Consider the following 23,354-nt stretch of genomic DNA (forward strand, 5'->3'; position numbering starts at 1 on the left):
AGCACACAGCAAAAGCATAGGCTCCCATGAAACCGGTTGCAAAAAAAGCTCCCACCCTCAATTCGATGGGAGCCAAGACAATCAAGCGCGGCCTTGGCAAGCTTGTCGCGACGCTGGCTCCAAGGCAGGCGGGCGCGCATAAGCTTCCGCTTGGAAGGTTGCACGCCGGCCCGGTCGTGCTGCGCTGCGCCCTTGGAGGCGGCGGGATCAAGCGCGACAAGCGGGAAGGTGATCACGCCACGCCGGCCGGCGCATTCCGCCTCCTCTCCGGCTTTTACCGCGCCGATGGCGTTTTCCGCAAGGCGGCGCCTTTGCCGATGCGGCCGATCCGGAAAAGCGACGGATGGTGCGACGATCCGACCAGCGGGCTCTACAACCGCCCCGTCGCCGCGCCTTGCCATTGGCGTCATGAGAAACTGTGGCGGCAAGACCATCTCTACGACATTGTCATCGTGCTCGACTACAATATTCGTCCGCGCCGGAAAAATCGCGGCAGCGCCATTTTCCTGCATTGCAGCCGCGCCGATTTTGCGCCGACGGAAGGCTGCATCGCATTGCGCCCAGATGATCTGCGCCGCCTGCTGCCGCGGCTCTCGCGCAATGCGCTTCTGACGGTTCGGTGAGGCGCCTGCGCCGCTTCCATGAGGCGGGGAATTACGGGTCGGGCGCCGGAAGAGCGTTGCGTTCGCCGTCGCGGACCTTTGCGGCGGCGGGGACGCGAAATTGCCCCTTGCGAAGCGATGACCATGCAACTCGGGCGATGCGGTCTGGCGCATCTGCGTTCAGGAGAGGCTGCTACTGGGGTATTTTTGCCCCTGGAGCCGAGTGGCTTGGCGGGGAGGGCGGCGGCGTTGCCGGCTTGTCGGTCCGTAGGGGCATAATGGGGATGTAAGGACCCGGGGGAATGCCAGCCGGTCGGTCTGGTTGGGGAGGCGAAGAAACGACTCCTGATGAACCCGGCGCCTCTGTGGCGCCCGCCGTCAGAGCGCCGCTGAGAGTTCCTGAAGCTGACAGCAAAGCCACGCCAGCGATGCGGATTGCATTGAGTTGACCTTTCATCGGCATAGCCTTCTCTATTTTGAAGGGGCGGAACGCAGGCGTCGGTTGACCGGCGGACTTCTCCTTGCCCTTATGGCGAGCACGGCCCCGGCAAAGGACCTATTTCAAGCATGTTCTTAAAAAAGTTGACCGACTTTCTCGATATTTAGAGCATTTTCGAGCGAAGTGGATGCCGGTTCGCGTTAAGAAAATGCGACAAAACAAAGACCTAGAGCTGCTTTCTGATTACGCCGCACTGAAGGCGCTCTAGATATCGGATATATCCGATGTCTCATAAGAACATGCTTAACCCTTTGGAATATCAGCGCTTCCCGTTCGAGCAGATGGTTCCATCTGAGCGGGAAGCGCTCTATGTCCAAAGATCGCGCTTCCCACCCTCACATGGGTGGCGCCCAACTGGATCGCAAGTTCGAAATCGGCGCTCATTCCCATCGACAGCGTCGCAACGCCATTGCGTTTGGCGATCTGGTTCAGAAGGGCGAAATGCGGCGAGGCCTGATCGTCGAGCGGCGGAATGCACATCAGGCCTGATATTTCGAGGCCGTGAATCCTGCGGCAGCGTTCGATGAACGCGTCCGCCTCCTGCGGCGCAACGCCCGCCTTCTGCGGCTCCGCGCCGGTATTGACCTGAACGTAAAGGCGCGGATGGCGCCCGGTCTTCTGGATCTCCTCGGCGAGCGCCTTGGCGATCTTGTCCCGATCGACCGTTTCGATCACGTCGAAAAATTGGACGGCGTCATGGGCCTTATTGGACTGCAAGGGGCCGATCAGGTGAAGCTCAAGATCCGCATAGCGGCGCCGCAGCTCTGGCCATTTCTCCATGGCCTCCTGCACCCGGTTTTCGCCAAAAATTCTCTGTCCGGCCTCGATCACGGGCTTAATCTCGTCGGCGCCAAAGGTTTTCGATACGCAGACGAGCGCAACGTCCTCCGGCTGGCGTCCGGCGTCGCGCGCGGCCTGAGCGATGCGGTGGCGGACGTCGGCGAGGCGATCGAGGGGCGTTTCCAAAGGTTTCATGATTTTGTGCAAGGTTCTGAAAGCAATGTTTCGGCCGCTCGCTCCCGTTGCGCTCGACTAGCGAATGGGACCAAAAGCGCAGACCGCGGCGAGGAAAGCGGATGCGCCGGGATCTGGCAAGCCGATTGACCGGCTGACCGAAATAATGCTGTGTACGGCCCACTTGACATCATTTTTCCACACGCGATCGACAATCGGACATCATGGACTTCGAGCGCTACAACGCCCGCGAAACGGAACCCAAATGGCGCAAGCTTTGGGATGAGTCCGGAACCTTCCGGACCGCCAACGAGGATCCACGGCCAAAATATTACGTCCTGGAGATGTTTCCCTATCCTTCGGGCCGCATCCATATGGGCCATGTTCGCAATTATACGATGGGCGACGTCATCGCCCGTTACAAGCGGGCGCGCGGCTTTAATGTTTTGCATCCTATGGGTTGGGACGCCTTCGGCATGCCGGCCGAGAACGCGGCCATGCAGAACCACAGCCATCCGGCGGCTTGGACCTACGCCAATATCGCCAGCATGCGCGGCCAGTTGCAATCGATCGGCCTGTCGCTCGATTGGTCGCGCGAAATCGCGACTTGCGATCCGAGCTATTACAAGCATCAGCAAAAGATGTTTCTCGATTTTCTTGCGGCGGGCCTCGTCGATCGCAAGCAATCGAAAGTCAATTGGGATCCGGTCGATCACACGGTCCTCGCCAATGAACAGGTGATCGAGGGGCGCGGCTGGCGCTCCGGGGCGCTCGTCGAGCAGCGCGAACTGACCCAATGGTTCCTGAAGATCAGCGACTATGCCGAGGATCTGCTCAGATCCCTCGACGATCTCGCCCGCTGGCCGGAAAAGGTCCGGCTGATGCAGGCGAATTGGATCGGCCGCTCGGAAGGCCTGCTGGTGCGGTTCGAGCTTTTGCCGACGCCGAGGGCCGGGGCGACCGAAGTCGAAGTCTACACGACGCGGCCGGACACGTTGTTCGGCGCCAAGTTCCTGGCAATCGCGCCCGACCATCCGCTGGCGGCCGAATGCGCCGAGACCGATCCGGACCTCGCCGCTTTCATCGCCGAATGCGGGCATCGCGGGACCTCGGAGGCGGCCGTCGAGTCGGCGGAGAAAAAAGGCTATTATACCAGGCTCAAGGTCCGCCATCCTTTCGACTCCAATTGGCTGTTGCCGGTCTATGTCGCCAATTTCGTTCTGATGGACTATGGGACGGGAGCGATTTTCGGCTGTCCCGCGCATGATCAGCGCGACCTCGATTTTGCCAACGCCTATGGCCTCGGCAACACCCCGGTGGTTTGCCCTCCCGGCGTCGATCCGGCGGCCTTCGCGATCGCCGAGGCCGCCTATGATGGCGACGGCGCGCTGATCAACTCGCGCTTTCTCGATGGGCTCTCGATCGAGGCGGCGAAAGAGGAGGTCGCCCGGCGTCTCGAAGCGCATGCGCTCGGCAACCGGCCGCAAGGCAAGCGCCAGGTCAATTACCGGCTGCGCGACTGGGGCATTTCGCGCCAGCGCTATTGGGGCTGCCCGATCCCGATCATCCATTGCGAGGCCTGCGGTGCGGTTCCCGTTCCCGCCGGCGATCTGCCGGTCGAATTGCCCAAGGATGTTTCGTTCGAGGAGCCCGGCAATCCGCTCGACCGGCACCCGACCTGGAAACATGTCGCCTGCCCGAACTGCGCCGGCGCCGCACGGCGCGAGACCGATACGATGGACACTTTTGTCGATTCGTCCTGGTATTTCGCGCGGTTCACCGATCCCTGGAACGCTGCGGCGCCGACAACGGCGGCCTTGGTCGAACAATGGCTGCCGGTCGATCAATATATTGGCGGGATCGAACACGCCATTTTGCATTTGCTCTACGCCCGATTTTTCACCCGCGCGATGCAGGCGACGGGGCATGTCGGCGCGTTGCGGGAGCCCTTCGCCGGGCTCTTTACGCAAGGGATGGTCGTTCACGAGACCTATCGTTCGGGGGCCGGCGATTGGCTCTATCCGGCCGACATCCGGATCGAATCCGGGCCAAGCGGCCGGCGCGCCTTTCTGCTTGAGGGCGGCGAGGAAGCCGCGATCGGCGCGATCGAGAAAATGTCGAAATCGAAGCGCAATACGGTTGATCCGGATGAGATCATCGAAACCTATGGCGCCGATACCGCGCGTTGGTTCGTGCTGTCCGATTCGCCGCCCGAACGCGACGTGATCTGGACCGAAGAGGGCGTCCAGGGCGCGGCCAAATTCGTCCAGCGCCTATGGCGGCTCGTCGGCGAACTCGTCACCCTCGCGGCGAAGCTGGACGCGCCGATGCCGGCCGATCTGTCGGAACCGGCGGCGGCGATCCGCAAGGCGGTCCACGGAGCCTTGATCAAGGTCGAGGAAGACATCGAGCGGCTGCGCTTCAATCGCGCCATTGCGCAGGTCCATGATCTTGCGAACAAGCTGTCGGCGGCGGTGGGCGCCATCGAGAGCGCCGAGGTCGAGCCCGATTTGCGCTACGCTTTCCGTGAGGGCGCCGATATACTGGTGCTCCTGTTCGCGCCGATGATGCCGCATCTGGCCGAGGAATGCTGGGCCCGGCTCGGGCATGAGACCCTGATCTCGCAGGCGCCTTGGCCGCTCGCCGATAGGGCGCTCGTCGTCGAAGATACGATCGCCCTGCCGGTGCAGGTCAACGGCAAGAAGCGGGCCGACCTCGTGATCGCGCGCGGCGCGCAAACCGGCGCGATCGAGGCGGCGGCGCTGGCGCTCGACGCGGTCCAGCGCGCGCTGGAAGGCCGCGCGGTGAAGAAGATCATCATCGTTCCGCAAAGGATCGTGAATGTCGTCGTCTGAACCCTTGCCGCAACCCTTGCCGCAGCGTCGGCGCTTAGGCCGCGCGCTCGCCTCGCTCGCCGCCTGCTTCGCCGTCTCGGGGTGCTTCCAGCCGCTTTACGGACCGCTCAGCGCAGGCGGCGACGTCGCCGGCGAATTGCAGGCGATCGCGATCGATCCGATTCCCGAGCGGCTCGGGCATTATCTCGTCAACGAACTGATTTTCGACCTCAATGGAACCGGGTCGCATGTGCCGCCAAGATACCGGCTCACGATCCGCTTGCGGGAAAATGTCCAGACCCCATTGATCGACACTGTGACAGGCTATCCGACCGCCGGCAGCGTCGTGGTCAACGCCGAATACCGGCTGGTCCCGGTGGGAGGCGGCGAGGCTGTCGCCAAGGGCTCGGCGATCGTCGTCGCATCCTATGATCGAACCAGCCAGAGGTTCGCCGATATTCGCGCCGCGCGCGACGCCGAGATCCGCGACGCAAAGACGCTCGCCCATCAGATTCGCGACCGGATCGCCGCCGCCTTAGCCGCGCGGGGGTAGCGGCGATGGTCGCGGTCAAGAGCCATGAGGCCGACCGTTTCCTCGCCCGGCCGCAATCGCATGTTTTCTTGTATCTGGTCTTTGGACCTGACGCGGGGCTTGTCGCCGAGCGGGCGCGGGCGATTGTCCTGCGCTCGGTCGAGGACCCGAAGGACCCGTTCCAATTGCTCCGGTTGAGCGGCGATGATCTGTCCGCCGACCCGCTGCGCCTCGCCGACGAAGCCAATACGATCCCGCTCTTCGGCGGCCGGCGGGCGATCTGGATCGAGGCGCGCGGAAAGGGCTTCCTCAACGCGGTCGAGCCGCTTCTTGGCGCTCCGCCGCTTGATTGCGCGATCGTGATCGAGGCCGGCGCGCTGAAAAAAGACGCCCCGCTGCGCAAGCTTTGCGAGCGCGAGAAAAATGCAGCGGCAATCGAATGCTATCCCGATTCCGCCAAGGACATCGACCGCCTGATTGATGCCGAGGTCGCCGCCGCGAATCTTTCAATCGCGCCCGACGCCAAGGCGCTCCTCGCCTCCCTGCTTGGGCAGGATCGCCTCTCGACGCGCTCCGAAATCGCAAAACTCGTGCTTTACGCGCATGGCGAAGGCGAAATCCGCCTCGATCATGTCGCCGCCATTGTTTCCGACGCGTCGAGCCTGCTCCTCGATCATGCCGTGAACGGCGCCTTTCAGGGTGACTTTTCCGCGCTCGAATCCTGCGCGCGGCGGGCCTTCGCCGAGGCGGGCGACGCCAATCAGCTTCTCGGCGCGGCGTTGCGCCACGCCTTGATGCTGCATCGCGCCAGACTGGATGTCGAGACAGGCCGGGACGGTCGGGAGCACGACGCGGCTGCGCCGGCTCCAAGTTTCGCCGGCGCCTGGGTCAGGCGCACGCCAGCTTTCGAGCAGCAATTGCGCCGCTGGACCTCGGCGCGGCTCGAACAGGCGATCGTCGTCCTGAGCGAGGCAATCGGCCGGGCAAGGCGCGAGCCCAAACTCGCCGAGGCCGCCGCGCTCCGGGCGCTCTGGACGCTCGCCAATGCCGCGCGGGCCAAGAATGCGCCCGCCCAGCGCTGAATCCCACGCATCGCGCGTCTAGACCGCCAAGCTCGAGGCGCAATGGCCGCGCTTGCGTTGTTTTGCCGCGCCGGGTGTTTTTTAGAAACCCTCCCGCTGCATTCGCTGCAGCCAGGGTTGCGCTGCAAAAATCTCTATGTTACGGACCCCTCGCCTTCGGGGTGAGCCCGCATTCCCTTGCGTCTTTCCCCGTTTTCAGCTTCAGTCCGCGCACTCTGGGTTTTGCGGCTTTCTCCGTGAAAAGCCAAACCCATGGGAAACCGGGTCTTCGGCCATTTGGATTTTGAGGAATCGCCTTGGCGAAACAAGAATCACTCGTTTCTGGAATGGCGGGGCGCTACGCCCAGGCGCTTTTCGCGCTGGCGCAGGAAACCGGGACGACCGACGAAGTCTCCGCCGATCTCGCCGCCTTTGCCGGGTTCATCGATTCGAGCGAGGATTTGCGGCGCTTCATCAAGAGCCCCGTATTCTCCGCCGAAGAGCAGGTCAAGGCGCTCGGCGCCCTTCTCGACAAGGCGGAAATAGGCGGCACTGCGGCCAAATTTCTGAAGCTGGTCGCCGCCAAGCGGCGGCTGTTCGCGGTCGAGGACATGATCCGCGATTTCAATATTCTGAACGATTCCGCCAAGGGTCTCTCCCGGGCCTCGGTCACCGTCGCCGAGGCGCTGAAGGAGGAGCATATTGAGGCCTTGAAAAGCGCGCTCGCTAATGTATCAGGGAGCCGAAGCGTCGAAATCGCCGTCAAGGTCGATCCAACGATCATCGGCGGCCTCATCGTCCAATTGGGCTCGCGCATGGTCGACGGCTCCCTCAAGACGAAACTCAATTCGATCCGCACACGTATGAAAGAGGTCGGCTGATGGATATCCGCGCCGCAGAAATTTCCGCGATCCTCAAGAACGAGATCGCCAGCTTCGGCAATGAGGCCGCGGTCACCGAGGTGGGACAAGTCCTCTCGGTCGGCGACGGCATCGCCCGCGTCTATGGGCTCGACAATGTCCAGGCCGGCGAAATGGTCGAGTTCGAGAACGGCGTGCGCGGCATGGCCTTGAATCTCGAGAGCGACAATGTCGGCATCGTCATTTTCGGCAGCGATCGGGACATCAAGGAAGGCCAGACGGTCAAGCGCACCGGGGCCATCGTCGATGTCCCCGTCGGCAAGGAATTGCTCGGCCGCGTCGTCGACGCGCTCGGCAATCCGATCGACGGCAAAGGCCCGATCAATGCCTCCCGGCGCGCCCGCGTCGACGTGAAGGCGCCTGGCATCATTCCGCGCAAATCCGTGCATGAGCCGATGTCCACCGGCCTCAAGGCGATCGACGCGTTGATCCCGATCGGACGCGGCCAGCGCGAACTGATCATCGGCGATCGCCAGACCGGCAAGACCGCAGTGGCGCTCGACGCGATCCTCAATCAGAAGTCGATCAACCAGGGGACCGACGAAAGCGCCAAGCTCTATTGCGTCTATGTCGCCATCGGACAGAAGCGCTCGACCGTCGCCCAGTTCGTGAAGGTTCTGGAAGAGCAGGGCGCCCTGCAATATTCGATCATTATCGCCGCGACCGCGTCCGACCCCGCGCCGATGCAGTTCCTGGCGCCCTTCGCGGGCTGCGCCATGGGCGAATATTTTCGCGACAACGGCATGCATGCGCTGATCGTCTATGACGATCTCTCCAAACAGGCGGTCGCCTATCGGCAAATGTCGCTGCTGTTGCGCCGCCCGCCAGGCCGCGAAGCCTATCCCGGCGACGTGTTCTATCTGCATTCGCGTCTGCTTGAGCGCGCGGCCAAGCTTAATGACGCGCATGGCGCCGGCTCGCTCACCGCTCTGCCGGTGATCGAAACGCAGGCGAATGACGTTTCGGCCTATATTCCGACCAATGTGATTTCGATCACCGACGGCCAGATCTTTCTCGAGACCGATCTGTTCTATCAGGGCATCCGCCCCGCGGTGAACGTCGGCCTCTCGGTGTCGCGCGTCGGCTCCTCGGCGCAGACGAAATCGATGAAAAAGGTCGCCGGCAAGATCAAGGGCGAACTTGCCCAATATCGCGAAATGGCGGCCTTTGCGCAGTTCGGCTCCGATCTCGACGCGACGACCCAGCGCCTGCTGGCGCGCGGCTCGCGCCTGACTGAACTCTTGAAGCAGCCGCAGTTCTCGCCCTTGAAGATCGAAGAGCAGGTGGTTGTGATCTATGCCGGCGTCAACGGTTATCTCGACGCCTTGCCGCTTGCCCGGGTCCGGGCCTTCGAGGACGGCCTTCTGGCGCTTGTGCGCACCAGCCACGCCAATCTGCTGGAGGAGATCCGGGTCTCGAAGGATCTTTCCGACGTCTCGGCGAAGACGCTGAAATCGATCGTCGACACCTACGCCAAGACATTCGCTTGATTATCCAAGCGGCCCTGGACCAAAGCGAAGCGGATAGACCATGCCCTCGTTGAAGGATCTGCGCAACCGGATCGCCTCCGTCAAGGCGACGCAGAAGATCACCAAGGCGATGCAGATGGTCGCTGCGGCGAAGCTGCGGCGCGCCCAGACGGCTGCTGAATCCGCCCGGCCTTACGCCGAGCGGATGGAGCAGGTCCTAGCGAGCCTCGCGGGCTCGATCGGGCCAGGCGCGCAGGCGCCGGCTCTGCTCGCCGGCACGGGGCGCGAGGAGGTCCACCTCCTCATCGTTTGCACGGCGGAGCGAGGTCTTTGCGGCGGCTTCAACGCGTCGATCGCGCGGCTTGCGCGCGAGTCCGCGACCTCGCTGATGGCGCAGGGCAAGACCGTCAAGATCCTTTGCATCGGCAAGAAAGGCGCAGACCTACTGCGCCGGCAGTTCGAACGGCAGATCGTCGAAGTGGTCGATTTGCGCGGCGTCCGAACCCTCGGCTTCGAAAACGCCGACGCGATCGGCCGTAAGCTCGTCGCCCTCTTTCAGGCCGGCGAGTTTGACGTCTGCACCTTGTTCTTCTCGCGATTTAAGACGGTCATTTCGCAAATTCCGACGGCGCAAAAGCTGATCCCGCTGGCGCTGGCGAGCGACGAGAAGGCTGCTCCTCAGGCCGTTTATGAATATGAGCCGGACGAGGAGCAGATTCTCGCTACTCTGTTGCCGCGCAATATCTCGGTCCAGGTGTTGCGGGCGTTGCTCGAAAACGCCGCCTCCGAACAAGGCGCGCGGATGAGCGCGATGGACAGCGCCTCCCGCAACGCCGGCGAAATGATCAAAAAGCAGACCATGAAATATAATCGCTCGCGGCAGGCGATGATCACGAAGGAATTGATCGAGATCATCTCCGGCGCCGAGGCGCTTTGAGCATTCAAGACATCAAGAGGACGAACCATGGCTGACGCCGCTTCCAACACGCCCACAGGCCATGTCACGCAGGTCATCGGCGCCGTCGTCGACGTGAAATTCGATGGCCACCTGCCGGAAATCCTCAATGCGCTCGAAACCGACAATGGCGGCAACCGCCTTGTCCTCGAAGTCGCGCAGCATCTCGGCGAAAATTCGGTTCGCTGCATCGCTATGGATATTTCGGAAGGCCTGACCCGCGGCCAGCCGGTCAGGGACACCGGCGCTCCAATCACCGTTCCGGTCGGCGAGGCCTGCCTTGGCCGCATCATCAATGTCATCGGCCAGCCGGTCGATGAATTGGGTCCGGTCGAGGCCACCGACTATCGCGCCATCCATCAGCCGGCGCCGACCTACGCCGAGCAGGCGACCGAAGCGCAGATCCTGGTGACAGGCATCAAGGTCGTCGATCTCTTGGCTCCCTACGCAAAGGGCGGCAAAGTCGGCCTCTTCGGCGGCGCAGGCGTCGGCAAGACCGTGCTGATCATGGAGTTGATCAACAACATCGCCAAGGCGCATGGCGGCTATTCCGTCTTCGCCGGGGTCGGCGAGCGCACCCGCGAAGGCAATGATCTTTATTATGAAATGATCGAGTCCAAGGTGAATGTGGACCCGCATGAACATGGCGGTTCGGTCAAAGGTTCGAAATGCGCGCTGGTCTATGGCCAGATGAACGAGCCGCCGGGAGCGCGCGCCCGCGTTGCCCTGACCGGCCTGACGGTCGCCGAGGATTTCCGCGACAAGGGGCAGGATGTGCTGTTCTTCGTCGACAATATCTTCCGTTTTACCCAGGCTGGTTCGGAAGTCTCGGCATTGCTTGGCCGCATTCCTTCAGCGGTCGGCTATCAGCCAACGCTTGCGACCGACATGGGCGCCCTGCAGGAGCGGATCACGACGACGACCAAGGGCTCGATCACCTCGGTGCAGGCGATCTATGTGCCGGCCGACGACTTGACCGATCCCGCCCCGGCGACCTCCTTCGCGCATCTTGATGCGACGACCGTGTTGTCGCGCACCATTGCCGAAAAGGGCATTTATCCGGCGGTGGATCCGCTCGATTCGACATCGCGCATGCTGTCGCCGCTGGTTGTTGGCGAGGAGCATTACGCCGTGGCCCGTCAGGTCCAGCAGCTTTTGCAGCGCTACAAGGGCTTGCAGGACATCATCGCCATTCTCGGCATGGATGAATTGTCGGAAGAAGATAAATTGACGGTCGCTCGGGCCCGCAAGATCGAGCGCTTCCTGTCGCAGCCCTTCCACGTCGCCGAAGTGTTCACCGGCTCGCCCGGCAAGCTGGTTTCGCTCGCCGACACGATCAAGGGCTTCAAGGGCCTCGTTGACGGTAAATATGATCATTTGCCGGAAGCAGCCTTCTACATGGTCGGTTCGATCGACGAGGCAATCGAAAAGGCGCAGAAGCTCGCGGCTGAGGCGGCCTAAGGCGTTTTCTCGCCTAGGAACCCTGTTAGGGATCGCCAGCAAAGCGCGCCGGCGGGTCCTTCAAAAAGGGCTCGGCGGCGTGGGTCGTGCGGGATTTGGCGGTCCGCGTTTCGACGAGCCGATGCGCCCAGCCTGATCCGGGCATAGGACTTTTTCTTTTCGGGGATGCGACATGGCGACCTTTCACTTCGAACTTGTTTCACCCGAAAAGCTGATTTTTTCCGGTGACGTCGACGCCGTCGTGGTGCCTGGCGCGGAAGGCGAGTTCACCGTGCTCAAGGACCATGCGCCCCTGATGTCGACGTTGAAGCCCGGCGTTGTCGAAATCGACGAAACCGCCGCAAGGAAGCTGCGCTTTTTCGTGCGCGGCGGCTTCGCGGACGTTGCGTCTGCCGGTCTGACCATTCTCGCCGAACATTCAATTCCGCTGGAAGAGTTCGACGCGGCCAAGATCGCGGCCGACATCAAGGACGCCGAAGAGGATGTCGCCGACGCGACGACCGACGAGGCGCGCCGGCTCGCGGCGGAAAAGCGCGATCAATTGCAGGAATTGAAGGCGGCGCTCAAGATCTGAGCCGAGGCTTTTCCTTCCTCGCGCGCGATCAAGCCTCTTGCTGGATAACGCATCCGACGCCGCGTCAAATCCGGCTTCAAGATGTCGCGCTGATTATCGCAAGATCAAGGAACGTCGCGATTTACGGCTTTGCCTGCCTTTGCCTTGAAGGGGGAGCGCGATCAGCTCATCGAGCTCTTGCGGCGTACGAAATGCGACCACTTCGATATGGGCCGTCACATTTTTGATCTGGATGCGATGGCTCTCGGCCTCCGGCGCCGCGAAGCCGGCGCGCTCGAGCATAGCGCGTGAGAGAATGATCGTGCAGCGAAGCTCCTTGGTGAGCGCTTCAAGCCGAGCCGCTATATTGCCGACTTCGCCGAGAAACTGGGCCTGATGCCGACCGGCGACCGTGCCGACGATCGCCAGGCCGAGATGGCAACCGGCGCCGAATCGAAGCGGAAAATCGAAAGCGATTTCGAACTCCAGACTGAGGGCGGCGAGCGATTCCCATAGATCGCGGAGGGCGAAAACGGCCCGTCTGCAGGCGGTCGCCGGATCGCAATCAGCGCCGAAAAAGCACATCAATCCATCGCCGGCGATGCTGGTCACTTGGCCGCCGTTGGATTCGGCGGCCTGGACGACCGCGGCGATGTAGCAATCGATGACAAAGAGCGCGTCATAAGGCAGGCGACCGTCGGCAAGCTTGGTGGAGTTGCGCAAGTCGACGAAAAGCGCCGCGATCTCATGTTCCTCGGAAATGGCGAGGGGCGTGGGCAAGAGCCTTGCATTATCGCCATCCGCGCTGAGCAGGGGAACGACGCCGATATTTTCGTAGGGGCGGACCTGGCAGGCGAGGCGCACGCCTTCATAGGCTCCGATCCAGGCGAGCGTCTTTCGTTCGGCGAGGTTGGGCGCGGGCAGGTGTTCTAGGCCATCGGTGACGAGAACCCGGCAGGTGGAGCACCGACCGCGCCCGCCGCACATCGACATATGCTCGATCCCGGTCCAGCGGCTGGCCTCCAGGATTGAAAATCCGCGCGGCACGATGGCCTCGCGCCCGAGCGGATAGCGGATCGCGACGGCGCGAAAGCGCCGCTCATGCCATTCGCGCGCGCCATGGAGCGCGAATACGGCGCCGACAAGTCCGAGATATATCAGAATCAATTTTTCGCCGATCGCGCCGAGCCGCGCGGACTGTTCTGGCGTCTGAACATTCACCCGTGCGAGAAAGCCGGGGTCTTGCGCGAGATGGGCGTCGATGTCGCGGCCTGCGTCCGCCATGCCGACGACCGCGAGGACCGGAATCAGAACCGCCGCGGCGGCGAGCGCCGGCAGATATTTCTGATACCATTCCCGGTATCGCAGCCAGCTGTTCAGTCCGATGCAGCCATGAAGCCACAGGACCAGGAGCAGAATGAACTGCCGCGACAGGCCGACCCCCGGTGACAAGATCCAGTACCGGTAGAGAATGCGCGGATAGCTTTCCTCCAGTCCAAACAGAAAGTGGCCGAAACGAACATTTGTCGCGTGAATGATGATGAGCGGCGGAATGGACAGGCCAAGAAGAATCTGGAGCAATTCTCCCTTTGGGATCCGCAGATGGCGGCGCCGGACGATGGCGTAAAGGCCGAGTGAGCCGTGGACCAGGAAGGATCCATAGAGCAGGGTCTGGCCGACATAGGTGCGCCAGGGCCAAATGAGCGCGAGGCGAACCGCCTCCATCGCGTCCAGACGCAAAATCCCGCAAGCGTGGTTCAGGAAATGGCTCGTTGCGAAGCTGAATAAAATGAGGCCCGCGCCGAGCCGGAGCGACCGCTCGATCGGCGGAAAACGGGAAGGGCCGGCTGCCGAACCCAAGCTCATGAACGATCCTTTCGGCAATCGCGTCACCGCTGGCAATAAACCGCGAGCTGCGCGGTTCAATCGCAACAAAAGCGGGCGCGCCGCAACGGTTTTGTGCAGGAGGTTTTTCGCCGCAGGGAGGCGCTCCGGCGATAGAGGCAATTTTCGCCTTCATGCGCTCTTGCGGCGCGCGCCTCAAGTTTCCCCTTCGCGGCAAAATGCTTTAGAGGGACGCTTCAACTCCCACAATCTTAGGCGACAATGGCTCCTCCTCTTCTGCTGCTGCAGAACATCATGCTCACCCTTGGCGGCAGGCCGCTTTTGGAGGCGGCCGATCTGTCGGTCTCGGCGGGGGAGCGCCTGTGCCTCGTCGGGCGCAATGGGTCCGGCAAATCCACTCTTCTGAAGATCGCGGCGGGCTTGCTCGAATCCGACGGCGGGACGCGGTTCATGCAGCCCGACGCCAATGTGCGCTATCTGCCGCAGGAGCCGGATCTTTCGGACTATCCGACCGCCTTCGCCTATGTCGAGGCGGGACTTGGCCCGTCCGACGATCCGCACCGGGCGCGCACCCTCTTGAATGAACTCGGCCTCAACGGCGAGGAAGATCCCGCGCGTCTGTCCGGAGGCGAGGCCCGCCGCGCCGCGCTGGCCAGGGTTCTGGCTCCCGAGCCCGATATTCTGCTTCTCGACGAGCCAACAAATCATCTCGATCTGCCCGCGATCGAATGGCTCGAGGCCGAACTCAAGGGGCTGCGCTCGGCCCTCGTCATCATCAGCCATGATCGCAGATTCTTGCAGAACCTCTCGCGCAAGACGGTCTGGCTCGATCGCGGCCGCACCCGCACGCTCAATCGCGGCTTTTTCGAGTTCGAGGCCTGGCGCGACCAGGAACTCGAGGAGGAGGAGCGCCAGCAGCATAAGATCGACCGCAAGATCGTCGCCGAGGAACATTGGCTGCGCTATGGCGTCACCGCGCGGCGTAAACGCAACCAGAAGCGGCTCGCTGGTTTGAACGCCATGCGGACCGAGCGGCGCCAGCGCCCGGCCGCGCAGGGGGAAGTCAAGCTCGTCGCCACAGACGGCAAAATTTCGGGAAAGCTCGTCATCGAAGCCGAGCATGTCGAAAAATCTTTCGGCGACCGCGTCATCGTCAAGGATTTCTCGACGCGGCTTCTGCGCGGCGACAGGCTGGGGATCATCGGCGCCAATGGCGCGGGCAAGACGACGCTCATCAATCTCCTGACCGGGGTCCTCGCGCCCGATTCCGGCGCGATCCGCCACGGCGCCAATCTCCAGATGGCCACCCTAGACCAGGGCCGCGCCAGCCTCGATCCGCAGACGATCCTAAAGGACGCCCTGACCGGCGGCGGAAGCGATTTCGTCGAGATCAATGGCGAGCGCAAACATGTCATCGGCTACATGAAGGATTTTCTGTTCGGTCCCGAGCAGGCGCGAACGCCTATCGGGCGGCTGTCGGGCGGCGAACGCGGCCGGCTGATGCTGGCGCGGGCTCTGGCTCGTCCCTCCAACCTTCTGGTCCTCGACGAGCCGACCAATGATCTCGATCTTGAGACGCTCGATCTTTTGCAGGAGATGCTCTCGGACTATAAAGGAACCTTGCTGATCGTCAGCCATGATCGCGATTTTCTCGACCGCGTGACGACCTCGGTGCTTTTGTCCGAGAGGTCGGGCCGCTGGGTCGAATATGCGGGGGGCTATTCCGATATGGTGGCGCAACGCGGGTCAGGAGTGGGCGGCGCGCCGGTCGCGTCGGCGCCGAAGACGGAAAAATCCAAAGCGGCGGCGGAAGCCCGGGCCGCAAAACCCGCCGCGAAGCCGCGTCTGAGTTTCAAGGAAAAGCACGCCCTCGACACCTTGCCGGACCGGATGGACGAACTGCGCCGGCAGATGGCGAAGCTGAAGACCTCGCTTGACGATGCTGACCTCTACGCCCGCGATCCAGCCAAGTTCGCGGCTGTCTCGGCCGCTTTCGCCAAGGCCGAGGCGGAGCTTGCGGTGGCGGAGGAAGATTGGCTCGCGCTGGAAATTCGGCGCGAGGAGATCGAGGGGTAGGGGATAGGTTTTCGGTACGGACGCCGTTCGCGTCGCGAACCGAGATTGCGCATCCTCCCGGCAAGGCTTAAATCGGAGCCATGTCCGAGCCGCTTCCACCCCCCGCCGATGCTCCCGCCCGCCCGCTTCTGCCGGACCGGCTCGTCTCCGGCTATGAAGCCTTTCTCGGCGGCCGCTATGCGCGCGAATATGATCGCTTCCAGCATTTGGCGCGGGCCGGGCAAAATCCGCGCATCATGCTGATCGGCTGCTGCGATTCGCGGGTTTCGCCGGAGGTGATCTTCGACGCGGGGCCAGGCGAAATTTTTGTCGTTCGCAATGTCGCCAATCTGGTGCCGCCCTATGCGCCGAACGACGGCCTGCATGGCACTTCGGCGGCGCTCGAATATGCCGTGCTCGGGCTTCGCGTCGAGCATATCGTGCTGCTTGGCCATGCGAGCTGCGGCGGCGTGCGCGCCTATGCGGAAAGCGATCTCGATCCCTATCAAAGGCCGCTCTCCTCCGGCGATTTCATCGGCAAATGGATGAGCTTGATCGCGGCCGCCGCCGCCAAGGTGGGGCCCGCATCCGAGCCGCTCGCTGATTATGTCGAGCGGTTGGCGCTCGCCTCGATCGTCCAGGGCCTCGCCAACCTCCGCAGCTTTCCCGCCGTCGCGACGCTGGAGCAGCGCGGCAAGCTGAGCCTTCACGGCGCCTATTTCAGCATAGCCGAAGGCCGATTGCTGGCGCTTGATGAGGCGTCCGGGCGCTTCTTGCCGGTGTCGGCGAAGGCGCACGCCACGGCCTTCGCCGAACCAAGATTCTAGAGCGCTTTCAGTTTCCGCGGAATCAGAAAGCAGCTCTAGAGCCGGATGACTTTTGATGGAATCGCAGCGCGGTTCCATCAAAAGTCTGAATCCGCCTCTCATCAAAGAGTTAGAGCATGATGTCGCCCGAAAACCGGTTTCCACTTTTCGGCATCATGCTTTAGGTCTTTGTTTTATCGCATTTTCTTAACGCGAACCGGTATCCACTTCGCTCAAAAATGCTCTAAATTTCCCGCCCGCGCGCGGCTCGACCGATGGCGCGTTTCTTCGCCGAACCATTTTGAACTGAACCGCGTTATACCCTACAGGGCCAAGCGCTTGGTTCAAGCGAGCGGCCGGCTTTGGCGGGTCGTCCGGGGAAGCGCAATCTTGCGCGGCATCTGGAACAAGCGCATTCTATTAGAAGAATTTGCCGCTGCCGGTGGGCGGTTGAAGCAAACGAAATAATAAAAGTTCGTGAAGCCGTTTAGGCGGGCGCTTAGGGAGGTGAAGATGACAGTAGCGTTGATTCTTGCGGCCAAGGGCCGAGACGTCGTCACAACTCAGCCGCATCGGACTTTGGCCGAAGTCGCCGAAGTCTTGGTCGCCAAGAATATTGGCGCGGTCGTGGTTGCCGATGTCGAAGGCCGCATTCTCGGGATTCTATCCGAACGCGATATTATTCGCGCGGTGGCCAAGCGCGGCGCCAATGTGTTCAACGACGCCGTGTCGATGCACATGACGATAAAGGTGACCACGACGACCGAGGACGTGCATGTTTACGAAGCCTTGGAACAAATGACCAATCAACGGTTTCGTCATCTCCCTGTCGTCAGTAACGGCAGGCTTGCCGGACTCATCTCGATTGGCGATCTGGTCAAGCACCGCCTCGCCGAATGCGAATTCGAACATAAGGCGATGCGGGAATATATCGCGACGGCTTGATCTACTCTGAGAATGGCGTCAAGCGGGCCATGACGTCGTCGCCCGTCGACGGCGTCAGGGCGATATAGTCTGCGATCTCGGGAATCGCGCGCCGCGTCGCGTCGCGCCCGATGTCGATGAGTTCGTCGGCGCGGTGAAAATCAAACAGGCCGATCTTGCTGAGGCGGGCGTTGATCATGACGTCGGGCGGATCGCCAGCCAGTCGCGAGCGCGAAATCCTGCCTTGCGCGGTGTTGAAGGCGTCCATCATCGCGCTTGCGATGCCTGGGGCGCCGTCCTCCCGCCGGCCGAAAAGCCGGCGTATATTTCCGCCCACGCCGCCGAAAAGGCGGGAGGCCAAGGTGCGGGAGTTCTGCACCGCTTCGACGCCGAGCCTTTCGAGCGCCGGCTCGATCGAAAGACGGTCATCGATGACTGTCCCGCGAAACGCATTGTCGCCGATAAGGTTGACTGCGATGACGATATCGGCGCCGAGCGCGCGGCAGACCGTGACAGGGACCGGATTGACAAGCGCCCCATCGTATAGCCAGCGGCCATTGATGCGCACGGGTTCGAAAATTCCTGGCAGGGCATAGGAGGCGCGGATGGCCTCCGAGGCGTCGCCCTTGGTCAGCCAGATTTCGTGGCCGGTGCCGACTTCGGTCGCGACGCAGGCAAAGCCTTTGTCGAGCTCCGCGAAGCTGCGCCCCGCGATCGCCTGATCGAGGCGATCCCTGAGCCTGCCGCCGCCAAGAATCCCGACGCCGGAGAATGACACATCCATCATGCTGACCACACGCTTCTTCGTGAGGCCGCGCGCGAACAATTCGACCGTGTCGAGTTTGCTCCCGGCATAGCAGCCGCCGACCACGGCCCCGATCGATGTGCCGGCGACGACGTCAGGATGAATGCCGTGTTCGCCCAGTTCAAGCAAAACGCCGATATGCGACCAGCCGCGCGCGGCGCCGGCGCCCAGCGCTATGCCGATTTTTGGCCTCCGGGGAGAGGGCGCCGCGCTTTGCGCGGGATGGTCGCGTTCGCCTGAAATGGTTGACCTCTTGTGTGAAGCTGGAGACGCCTTGTTCAATTCGCCGGTTTTAGCGTGCGGCGGCCGGCTCGGATGGTCATGCCGAGGCGCAACGAGCTGCGCATCTTTGGACCTGAGCATAAACATGTCGGCGCCTCCAGATCGTTTCCCTCCCCGAATGACAATTCATAGATGGGCGGCGCGTTTCAAAAACTGCGAGCAAAATATTCGAGCGCGCCAGAATGAAACGAGAATGGCTTCCAGCTCCGCCGAAATCCAATTGGCTCCACCCCCTAAGATTGGAGGCAGCCGTCCTATTCGACGATTTGCGACAACGCCGCGCGCCCTCCAATCAAGAAGGTTTCCGCGATTTCATGAATAAACTCTAAACAGTCACTGCTCAGACCGGCGCAAGTTGAGCGAACAGCAGTAGGACCACTATGATCAGCAACAGGGCATAGGCCAGATAGACCGCCTTGAACGAGAGGCGCCGACGCGGGAGTTGCTCAGCCGCCGGAAGTGAATTTTTCGGATGCCGCCATGGAAACATGAAGGATCTCCCGTTTCAATTAGAGCCGGATGATTTTGGACGGAATCGCGACGCGATCTCGTCCAAAGTCTGAATCCGCCTCTCATCAAAGAGTTAGAGCATGATGTCGTCCGAAAACCGGTTTCCACTTTTCGGCATCATGCTCTAGCCCGCCGAAGCCATCTTGCGACGCCCATGCCGGCGGCGCAATCGTCCCGCGCGGCCGGAATAGGCCTTAGAGCATGATCTCGACGCGTTGCGGATATGTTGGATTGATCGCGCGCCAATACAAGCGCCCGGGCGTTTCACCGTGGCGCGATCGCGCCGTCATCGAAGACCAGCGCGGCATTGGCCCCCTCGCCGGCGACTTTCCGGTAAAAGCAGGACCTGCGGCCGGTATGGCATGCGCCCCCGTCGCCGCCGGCTTCGACGCTCAAGAGCAAGGCGTCCTGGTCGCAATCGGTTCGGATTTCCATGATTTTTTGGATTTGGCCCGAGGTTTCGCCCTTGCGCCAGAGGCTTTGCCGCGAGCGCGACCAATAATGCGCCACGCCAGTCTCAAGCGTGAGGCGCAAGGCCTCAGCATTCATATAGGCGAGCATGAGAATCTCGCCATCGCTCGCCGCCCGCGTGACGCAGACGATCAGCCCGTCGGCGTCGAATCTCGGCGCGAAGGCGGTTCCTTCCTCAAGGTCGCTTTTTTCGCCCTGGTTCACGATAGACGGCTCCGCTGCGGCAACGGGCTCCCTCGGATCAGTCCGGAAAGGAACCGGCACAAGGGGCGCCGGCGCCTGGCTCACTTTGTCTTGATTGGGTTCACTTGCCGCCGCGCAGCAAAGTGAAAAACCGGACCTGCTCCGACGGATCGTCGCGGAAGACGCCGGTAAATTGGGTCGTGATGGTCTCCGCGCCATGTTTGCGGACGCCGCGCATGGACATGCACATATGTTCGGCTTCGAGCATGACCGCGCAGCCGCGCGGGTGCAGATGCCGGTCGATCGCGCCGATGATCTGCGCCGTCAGAGCTTCCTGCGTTTGCAGGCGCTTGGCGAAGACATCGACCAGTCTGGCGAGTTTCGACAGGCCAACGACGCCATCCTCGGAAGGGTAATAAGCGATATGGGCGCAGCCGAAAAAGGGAACCATGTGATGTTCGCAATGCGACGAAAATGGAATATCGCGCACCAGAACGATGTCGTCATAGCCATGCACTTCCTCGAACACGCGCGAGAGGACGTTGGTCGCGTCTTCCGCATAGCCTGAGAAAAATTCCTCATAAGCTTTGACGACGCGTTTGGGCGTGTCGCGCAGTCCCTCGCGGTCGGGATCGTCGCCGGTCCAGCGCAACAGCACGCGGACCGCCGCCTCGGCCTCCTCGCGGGTGGGACGTTCGAGCGGAGAACTGCTTGATTGCGGCAGCGGACGTTCGAGCAAGGACTTAACCACGGCATCCATGTGGTGCCTCCAAATAGTGTGAATGAGCGTCCTTCGCCTCACTCCCAATGACGGGAGCGCCGGACGGACGTGGGTCCGGGGAGGGTTTCGTGGAATAGCGCCAAATCTCGTTCGCCACGCCCCTTGTTCCTATATAGTATGCGCTCAGCGTCGTCACCTGAACGTTTTTTCTAGGCCAAGCCATGCTGACAGATATCTATAACCAAAAGATCCTCGATCTTGCAGGGAACATACCACGCCTTGGCCGGCTCGCCGCGCCGGACGCCACCGCGAAGGCCCATTCGAAATTATGCGGCTCCACGATTATCGTCGATCTCGTCATGAACGAGGGGAAAGTGGTCGATTTCGCCCATGACGTGAAGGCTTGCGCGCTCAGCCAGGCCGCCGCCTCGATCATGGCCCGCAACGTGGTTGGGTCGACCGGATCGGAGTTGCGGGCGCTGCGCGACCAGGTTCGCGCCATGCTCAAGAACAATGGACCGGCGCCCGGCGGAAAATGGGCCGAGATCGCCGTCCTCGAACCGGTGCGCGATTTCAAGGCGCGCCATGCCTCGACCTTGCTTGCGTTCGAGGCGACCCTCGACTGCGTCAACCAGATCGAGACAGCGGCGCGCGCGGCGGCTGAATAGCAGCTTTGTCGCCTTCCATATGTGGAATTGCTCAGAACCCGCCAAAATGGAAGGAATAAGCGACGATCGCTCCGGCGCTAAACTGGTTCAGGGAGCCGAGCCGGTTCGGAATCGGGCTTTCGGCGGCGCTATTGACCAACCGATTATAGCCGCCAAAGGCGGTTACGCCCCAGGCGGGCGTAATATTATATTTGAGCGATGCGAGGCCGCCAAAGGAGGTCACGCCGCCATAGGCCTGGTAGGGAAAGACATTTCCATTCACAAGCGCTTCGGCGGGGGTGACGGAGAAATAGGCGCGCATGAATTGGTCGTTTCCAAGCGCCAGGCGAGGACCAATCGAGGCCGTGAAAGGACCAAACCGCTCGACGACATCGATGCCGACATTGCCTTCGAGGCCGCGACTGCCGTTGACGCCTTGGCGCAGCTCTAGGCGCGCGCGCAAATTTTCCGAGGGCCAAAGCTCGACAAAGCCGCCAAGTTCAAGCGTCCAGCCGACATTATTCAAGCCGTAAAAATTTCCGTTGCCACCGCTCAAGCCGCGCCGAGGAAGGAGGCGGCCGACCGGTCCAGCCTTGATCCAGCCAAGGTCCAAAAGCGCGACGCCAAAACCATCGTCGGGGGCGGCGAAGGCAGGCGGATCGTTCGGTCCGCGCCAAGCGAGCGTCCCCGTCGGCCAGACGCGATAGGCGCTCGCGCCGGGGAAGGAGGTCACGACCTGCGGACCCAAGCCAAGGGTGACGGTCCAGCCTCCGGCCGGCTCTACGGGCTGAGCGGGTGAAAATGTGGCGTCAGCCGCGAAAGCCAAGGAGGCGGAAACAGTGAAAAAGCTGGAGAGAGCCAATTGTTTGACGCGCGACAAATCGGCACCGGAGCTTTGAGTCGAATGATTGGGCTGATACTATGAGCTTTGGTCCGGAGACTCGCCAGTGCAGATATGCCACACGCGCTCATGATCGAGAATGCCGCATGACCCAGTCGCCCGCATGACCCGCAAACACGGCGACCTCGCCAAGACGCCACGATTCTTTCACATCGGCCGGTTGGCCGCGCATGGCGCCATTCGCGCCTATCAACTCACGCTCTCTTCCCTGGCGGGATCGCAGTGCCGGCATCTGCCGACCTGCTCGGACTATATGGATGAGGCGATCGCGCGGCATGGACTTTGGGCGGGCGGCTTCATGGGACTGGCGCGCCTTTGCCGCTGCCATCCATGGGGCACGGCTGGATTCGATCCGCCGCCAAAAACCCGGCCGCCTGGCTCGCATTGGCTGCGCCCGTGGACCTACGGCCGCTGGCGCGGGCCGTTGTCGGATTGAACGCGCCCGCCGCAAGCAGGCGGCTGCGCCGCAATAGGTCCTAAAGGCGCGGCAGGCGCATGTGCGCGAGAGTGAGTGCGACCGCGCAAGCATTGGATACATTGAGGCTTTTGATCGCGCCGGGCATGTCGAGGCGGGCGAGATGATCGCAATTTTCTCGGGTGAGGCGGCGCATGCCTTTGCCTTCGCCGCCGAGCACCAGCGCGAGGGGGCGGGCCAATGGCGCCTCCTCGAATGGCGTCGCGGCCTCCGAGTCGAGGCCGATGCGCAGATAGCCCATATCTCCCAATTGCTCGAGCGCGCGGGCGAGATTGACGACGCTCACAATAGCGACATGCTCAAGGCCGCCGGAAGCCGCCTTCGCAACGACTCCGGTCATGTCCGGGGCATGGCGTTCCGTCATCACCAAGGCGTCGACGCCGAAGGCCGCCGCGGTTCGAAGGATCGCGCCGACATTATGGGGATCTGTGATCTGATCGAGCACGAGGATGACGCCGCTTCGCGTGGCGATGTCGCTGAGATCGAGGGGCTCGAGCGGCCGCGCCTCGACCATCACGCCTTGATGCACCGCATTGGCGCCGAGCCGCCGCGCGAGGTCCTCGCTCTCGACGATATGGGCGATTAAGCCCGCGCTTTCGATCTCGGGGCAAAGCCGTTCCGCAGCCGCCTTGGTTGCGAATATATCAAGTAGTTTCCGGTTCTTGCTGCGCAATATTTCACGCACCGCATGAAAGCCGTATAGGACGGCGAGTTCGGCCGAAGGCCGCCGAAACGCCGGCGCCGGGCTTTGCGCCTGCTTGCGGACAGGGGGATGCTTCGCGGCGGGCGGGCGGGGCGGTTGGCGCCCAGGAGAGGCGCTTGTCTTGTCGCCAGGGCGTTTCGATGTGTGCCGTGTCAAGATTTGCTTGGTCCCGATCTGCGCGCGATG

Annotated in this window: 21 protein-coding genes; 14 read left to right on the top strand and 7 right to left on the bottom strand. The window is 62.2% G+C overall.

The genetic code is table 11. From position 1 onward, the window contains the following. Positions 1-26: 26 nt before the first annotated feature. Entirely contained in the window at positions 27-623 is a 597-nt protein-coding gene (locus DL86_RS08035) for a L,D-transpeptidase family protein (protein WP_245276303.1), read from the top strand. Positions 624-1,344: 721 nt separating this feature from the next. Here the strand turns inward: DL86_RS08035 and DL86_RS08040 are convergent. Next, complete coding sequence (locus DL86_RS08040; RefSeq protein WP_051952974.1) at positions 1,345-2,076, bottom strand: YggS family pyridoxal phosphate-dependent enzyme; 732 nt, start codon at positions 2,074-2,076, stop codon at positions 1,345-1,347. 203 nt (positions 2,077-2,279) lie between these two features. Here DL86_RS08040 and leuS point away from each other — a divergent pair, with 203 nt between their 5' ends. The 8 genes from leuS (at position 2,280) to DL86_RS08080 (ending at position 11,861) form a co-directional block, all read left to right on the top strand. Further along, positions 2,280-4,910, top strand: a complete 2,631-nt coding sequence (gene leuS / locus DL86_RS08045; protein WP_036260044.1) for a leucine--tRNA ligase — start codon at positions 2,280-2,282, stop codon at positions 4,908-4,910. Next, on the top strand, positions 4,897-5,442 hold the full coding sequence (locus DL86_RS08050; RefSeq protein ID WP_036260046.1) for an LPS assembly lipoprotein LptE: 546 nt from the start codon (positions 4,897-4,899) through the stop codon (positions 5,440-5,442). The genes leuS and DL86_RS08050 overlap by 14 nt, the downstream gene beginning before the upstream one ends. A 5-nt stretch (positions 5,443-5,447) precedes the next feature. Next, positions 5,448-6,503, top strand: a complete 1,056-nt coding sequence (gene holA / locus DL86_RS08055; RefSeq protein ID WP_036260047.1) for a DNA polymerase III subunit delta — start codon at positions 5,448-5,450, stop codon at positions 6,501-6,503. 296 nt (positions 6,504-6,799) lie between these two features. Then, on the top strand, positions 6,800-7,363 hold the full coding sequence (locus DL86_RS08060; RefSeq protein ID WP_036260049.1) for a F0F1 ATP synthase subunit delta: 564 nt from the start codon (positions 6,800-6,802) through the stop codon (positions 7,361-7,363). After that, the gene (atpA, locus tag DL86_RS08065; protein ID WP_036260052.1) at positions 7,363-8,892 is read left to right on the top strand and encodes a F0F1 ATP synthase subunit alpha; all 1,530 of its coding nucleotides are present in this window, start codon (positions 7,363-7,365) and stop codon (positions 8,890-8,892) included. The genes DL86_RS08060 and atpA overlap by 1 nt, the downstream gene beginning before the upstream one ends. 40 nt (positions 8,893-8,932) lie before the next feature. Then, positions 8,933-9,808, top strand: coding sequence for a F0F1 ATP synthase subunit gamma (locus DL86_RS08070; RefSeq protein WP_036260053.1), 876 nt, complete (start codon positions 8,933-8,935; stop codon positions 9,806-9,808). A gap of 27 nt (positions 9,809-9,835) precedes the next feature. Further along, positions 9,836-11,287, top strand: coding sequence for a F0F1 ATP synthase subunit beta (gene atpD / locus DL86_RS08075; protein WP_036260055.1), 1,452 nt, complete (start codon positions 9,836-9,838; stop codon positions 11,285-11,287). A 172-nt stretch (positions 11,288-11,459) separates the two neighbouring features. Next, a complete protein-coding gene (locus tag DL86_RS08080) occupies positions 11,460-11,861 on the top strand; it encodes a F0F1 ATP synthase subunit epsilon (protein WP_036260057.1) in 402 nt (133 codons plus the stop codon). 93 nt (positions 11,862-11,954) lie between these two features. Here DL86_RS08080 and DL86_RS08085 read toward each other — a convergent pair whose 3' ends face one another. Beyond that, complete coding sequence (locus tag DL86_RS08085; RefSeq protein ID WP_051952978.1) at positions 11,955-13,706, bottom strand: adenylate/guanylate cyclase domain-containing protein; 1,752 nt, start codon at positions 13,704-13,706, stop codon at positions 11,955-11,957. 240 nt (positions 13,707-13,946) lie between these two features. On the opposite strand from DL86_RS08085, the gene DL86_RS08090 reads away from it, so the two are divergent. The 3 genes from DL86_RS08090 (at position 13,947) to DL86_RS08105 (ending at position 17,491) form a co-directional block, all read left to right on the top strand. Further along, entirely contained in the window at positions 13,947-15,761 is a 1,815-nt protein-coding gene (locus DL86_RS08090) for an ABC-F family ATP-binding cassette domain-containing protein (protein WP_036260059.1), read from the top strand. An 80-nt stretch (positions 15,762-15,841) separates the two neighbouring features. After that, positions 15,842-16,567 (top strand): carbonic anhydrase, encoded by a 726-nt coding sequence (locus DL86_RS08095; protein ID WP_051952980.1) that lies wholly within the window; start codon positions 15,842-15,844, stop codon positions 16,565-16,567. 492 nt (positions 16,568-17,059) lie between these two features. Beyond that, positions 17,060-17,491, top strand: coding sequence for a CBS domain-containing protein (locus tag DL86_RS08105; RefSeq protein ID WP_036260064.1), 432 nt, complete (start codon positions 17,060-17,062; stop codon positions 17,489-17,491). A 1-nt stretch (position 17,492) separates the two neighbouring features. Here DL86_RS08105 and DL86_RS08110 read toward each other — a convergent pair whose 3' ends face one another. From DL86_RS08110 to folE, 3 genes are all read right to left on the bottom strand, one after another. Continuing rightward, on the bottom strand, positions 17,493-18,644 hold the full coding sequence (locus DL86_RS08110) for a patatin-like phospholipase family protein (RefSeq protein ID WP_245276304.1): 1,152 nt from the start codon (positions 18,642-18,644) through the stop codon (positions 17,493-17,495). A gap of 687 nt (positions 18,645-19,331) precedes the next feature. After that, a complete protein-coding gene (gene hisI / locus DL86_RS08115) occupies positions 19,332-19,745 on the bottom strand; it encodes a phosphoribosyl-AMP cyclohydrolase (protein ID WP_425348908.1) in 414 nt (137 codons plus the stop codon). 97 nt (positions 19,746-19,842) lie between these two features. Further along, positions 19,843-20,481, bottom strand: coding sequence for a GTP cyclohydrolase I FolE (folE, locus tag DL86_RS08120; protein ID WP_036260066.1), 639 nt, complete (start codon positions 20,479-20,481; stop codon positions 19,843-19,845). A 182-nt stretch (positions 20,482-20,663) separates the two neighbouring features. On the opposite strand from folE, the gene DL86_RS08125 reads away from it, so the two are divergent. Then, on the top strand, positions 20,664-21,110 hold the full coding sequence (locus DL86_RS08125) for an iron-sulfur cluster assembly scaffold protein (RefSeq protein ID WP_036260067.1): 447 nt from the start codon (positions 20,664-20,666) through the stop codon (positions 21,108-21,110). A gap of 31 nt (positions 21,111-21,141) precedes the next feature. On the opposite strand, the gene DL86_RS08130 is transcribed toward DL86_RS08125, so the two are convergent. Beyond that, positions 21,142-21,951: a MipA/OmpV family protein gene (locus DL86_RS08130; protein ID WP_162180407.1), complete on the bottom strand. Its 810-nt coding sequence runs from the start codon at positions 21,949-21,951 to the stop codon at positions 21,142-21,144. Between the two features lie 142 nt (positions 21,952-22,093). Between DL86_RS08130 and yidD the strand changes: the two genes are divergently transcribed. Next, positions 22,094-22,426 (top strand): membrane protein insertion efficiency factor YidD, encoded by a 333-nt coding sequence (yidD, locus tag DL86_RS08135; protein WP_051953025.1) that lies wholly within the window; start codon positions 22,094-22,096, stop codon positions 22,424-22,426. A 40-nt stretch (positions 22,427-22,466) separates the two neighbouring features. Here yidD and rlmB read toward each other — a convergent pair whose 3' ends face one another. Continuing rightward, entirely contained in the window at positions 22,467-23,324 is an 858-nt protein-coding gene (gene rlmB, locus DL86_RS08140) for a 23S rRNA (guanosine(2251)-2'-O)-methyltransferase RlmB (RefSeq protein WP_051953026.1), read from the bottom strand. Positions 23,325-23,354: the final 30 nt, after the last annotated feature.

The sequence above is a fragment of the Methylocapsa aurea genome (assembly GCF_000746085.1).
Taxonomy (GTDB): Bacteria; Pseudomonadota; Alphaproteobacteria; order Rhizobiales; family Beijerinckiaceae; genus Methylocapsa; species Methylocapsa aurea.

Coding starts and splice junctions, on each gene's coding strand:
- DL86_RS08035 (WP_245276303.1), top strand. CDS start 27: ATGAAACCGGTTGCAAAAAAAGCTCCCACCCTCAATTCGATGGGAGCC.
- DL86_RS08040 (WP_051952974.1), bottom strand. CDS start 2,076: ATGAAACCTTTGGAAACGCCCCTCGATCGCCTCGCCGACGTCCGCCAC.
- leuS (WP_036260044.1), top strand. CDS start 2,280: ATGGACTTCGAGCGCTACAACGCCCGCGAAACGGAACCCAAATGGCGC.
- DL86_RS08050 (WP_036260046.1), top strand. CDS start 4,897: ATGTCGTCGTCTGAACCCTTGCCGCAACCCTTGCCGCAGCGTCGGCGC.
- holA (WP_036260047.1), top strand. CDS start 5,448: ATGGTCGCGGTCAAGAGCCATGAGGCCGACCGTTTCCTCGCCCGGCCG.
- atpA (WP_036260052.1), top strand. CDS start 7,363: ATGGATATCCGCGCCGCAGAAATTTCCGCGATCCTCAAGAACGAGATC.
- DL86_RS08070 (WP_036260053.1), top strand. CDS start 8,933: ATGCCCTCGTTGAAGGATCTGCGCAACCGGATCGCCTCCGTCAAGGCG.
- atpD (WP_036260055.1), top strand. CDS start 9,836: ATGGCTGACGCCGCTTCCAACACGCCCACAGGCCATGTCACGCAGGTC.
- DL86_RS08080 (WP_036260057.1), top strand. CDS start 11,460: ATGGCGACCTTTCACTTCGAACTTGTTTCACCCGAAAAGCTGATTTTT.
- DL86_RS08085 (WP_051952978.1), bottom strand. CDS start 13,706: ATGAGCTTGGGTTCGGCAGCCGGCCCTTCCCGTTTTCCGCCGATCGAG.
- DL86_RS08090 (WP_036260059.1), top strand. CDS start 13,947: ATGGCTCCTCCTCTTCTGCTGCTGCAGAACATCATGCTCACCCTTGGC.
- DL86_RS08095 (WP_051952980.1), top strand. CDS start 15,842: ATGTCCGAGCCGCTTCCACCCCCCGCCGATGCTCCCGCCCGCCCGCTT.
- DL86_RS08105 (WP_036260064.1), top strand. CDS start 17,060: ATGACAGTAGCGTTGATTCTTGCGGCCAAGGGCCGAGACGTCGTCACA.
- DL86_RS08110 (WP_245276304.1), bottom strand. CDS start 18,644: ATGTTTATGCTCAGGTCCAAAGATGCGCAGCTCGTTGCGCCTCGGCAT.
- folE (WP_036260066.1), bottom strand. CDS start 20,481: ATGGATGCCGTGGTTAAGTCCTTGCTCGAACGTCCGCTGCCGCAATCA.
- DL86_RS08125 (WP_036260067.1), top strand. CDS start 20,664: ATGCTGACAGATATCTATAACCAAAAGATCCTCGATCTTGCAGGGAAC.
- yidD (WP_051953025.1), top strand. CDS start 22,094: ATGACCCGCAAACACGGCGACCTCGCCAAGACGCCACGATTCTTTCAC.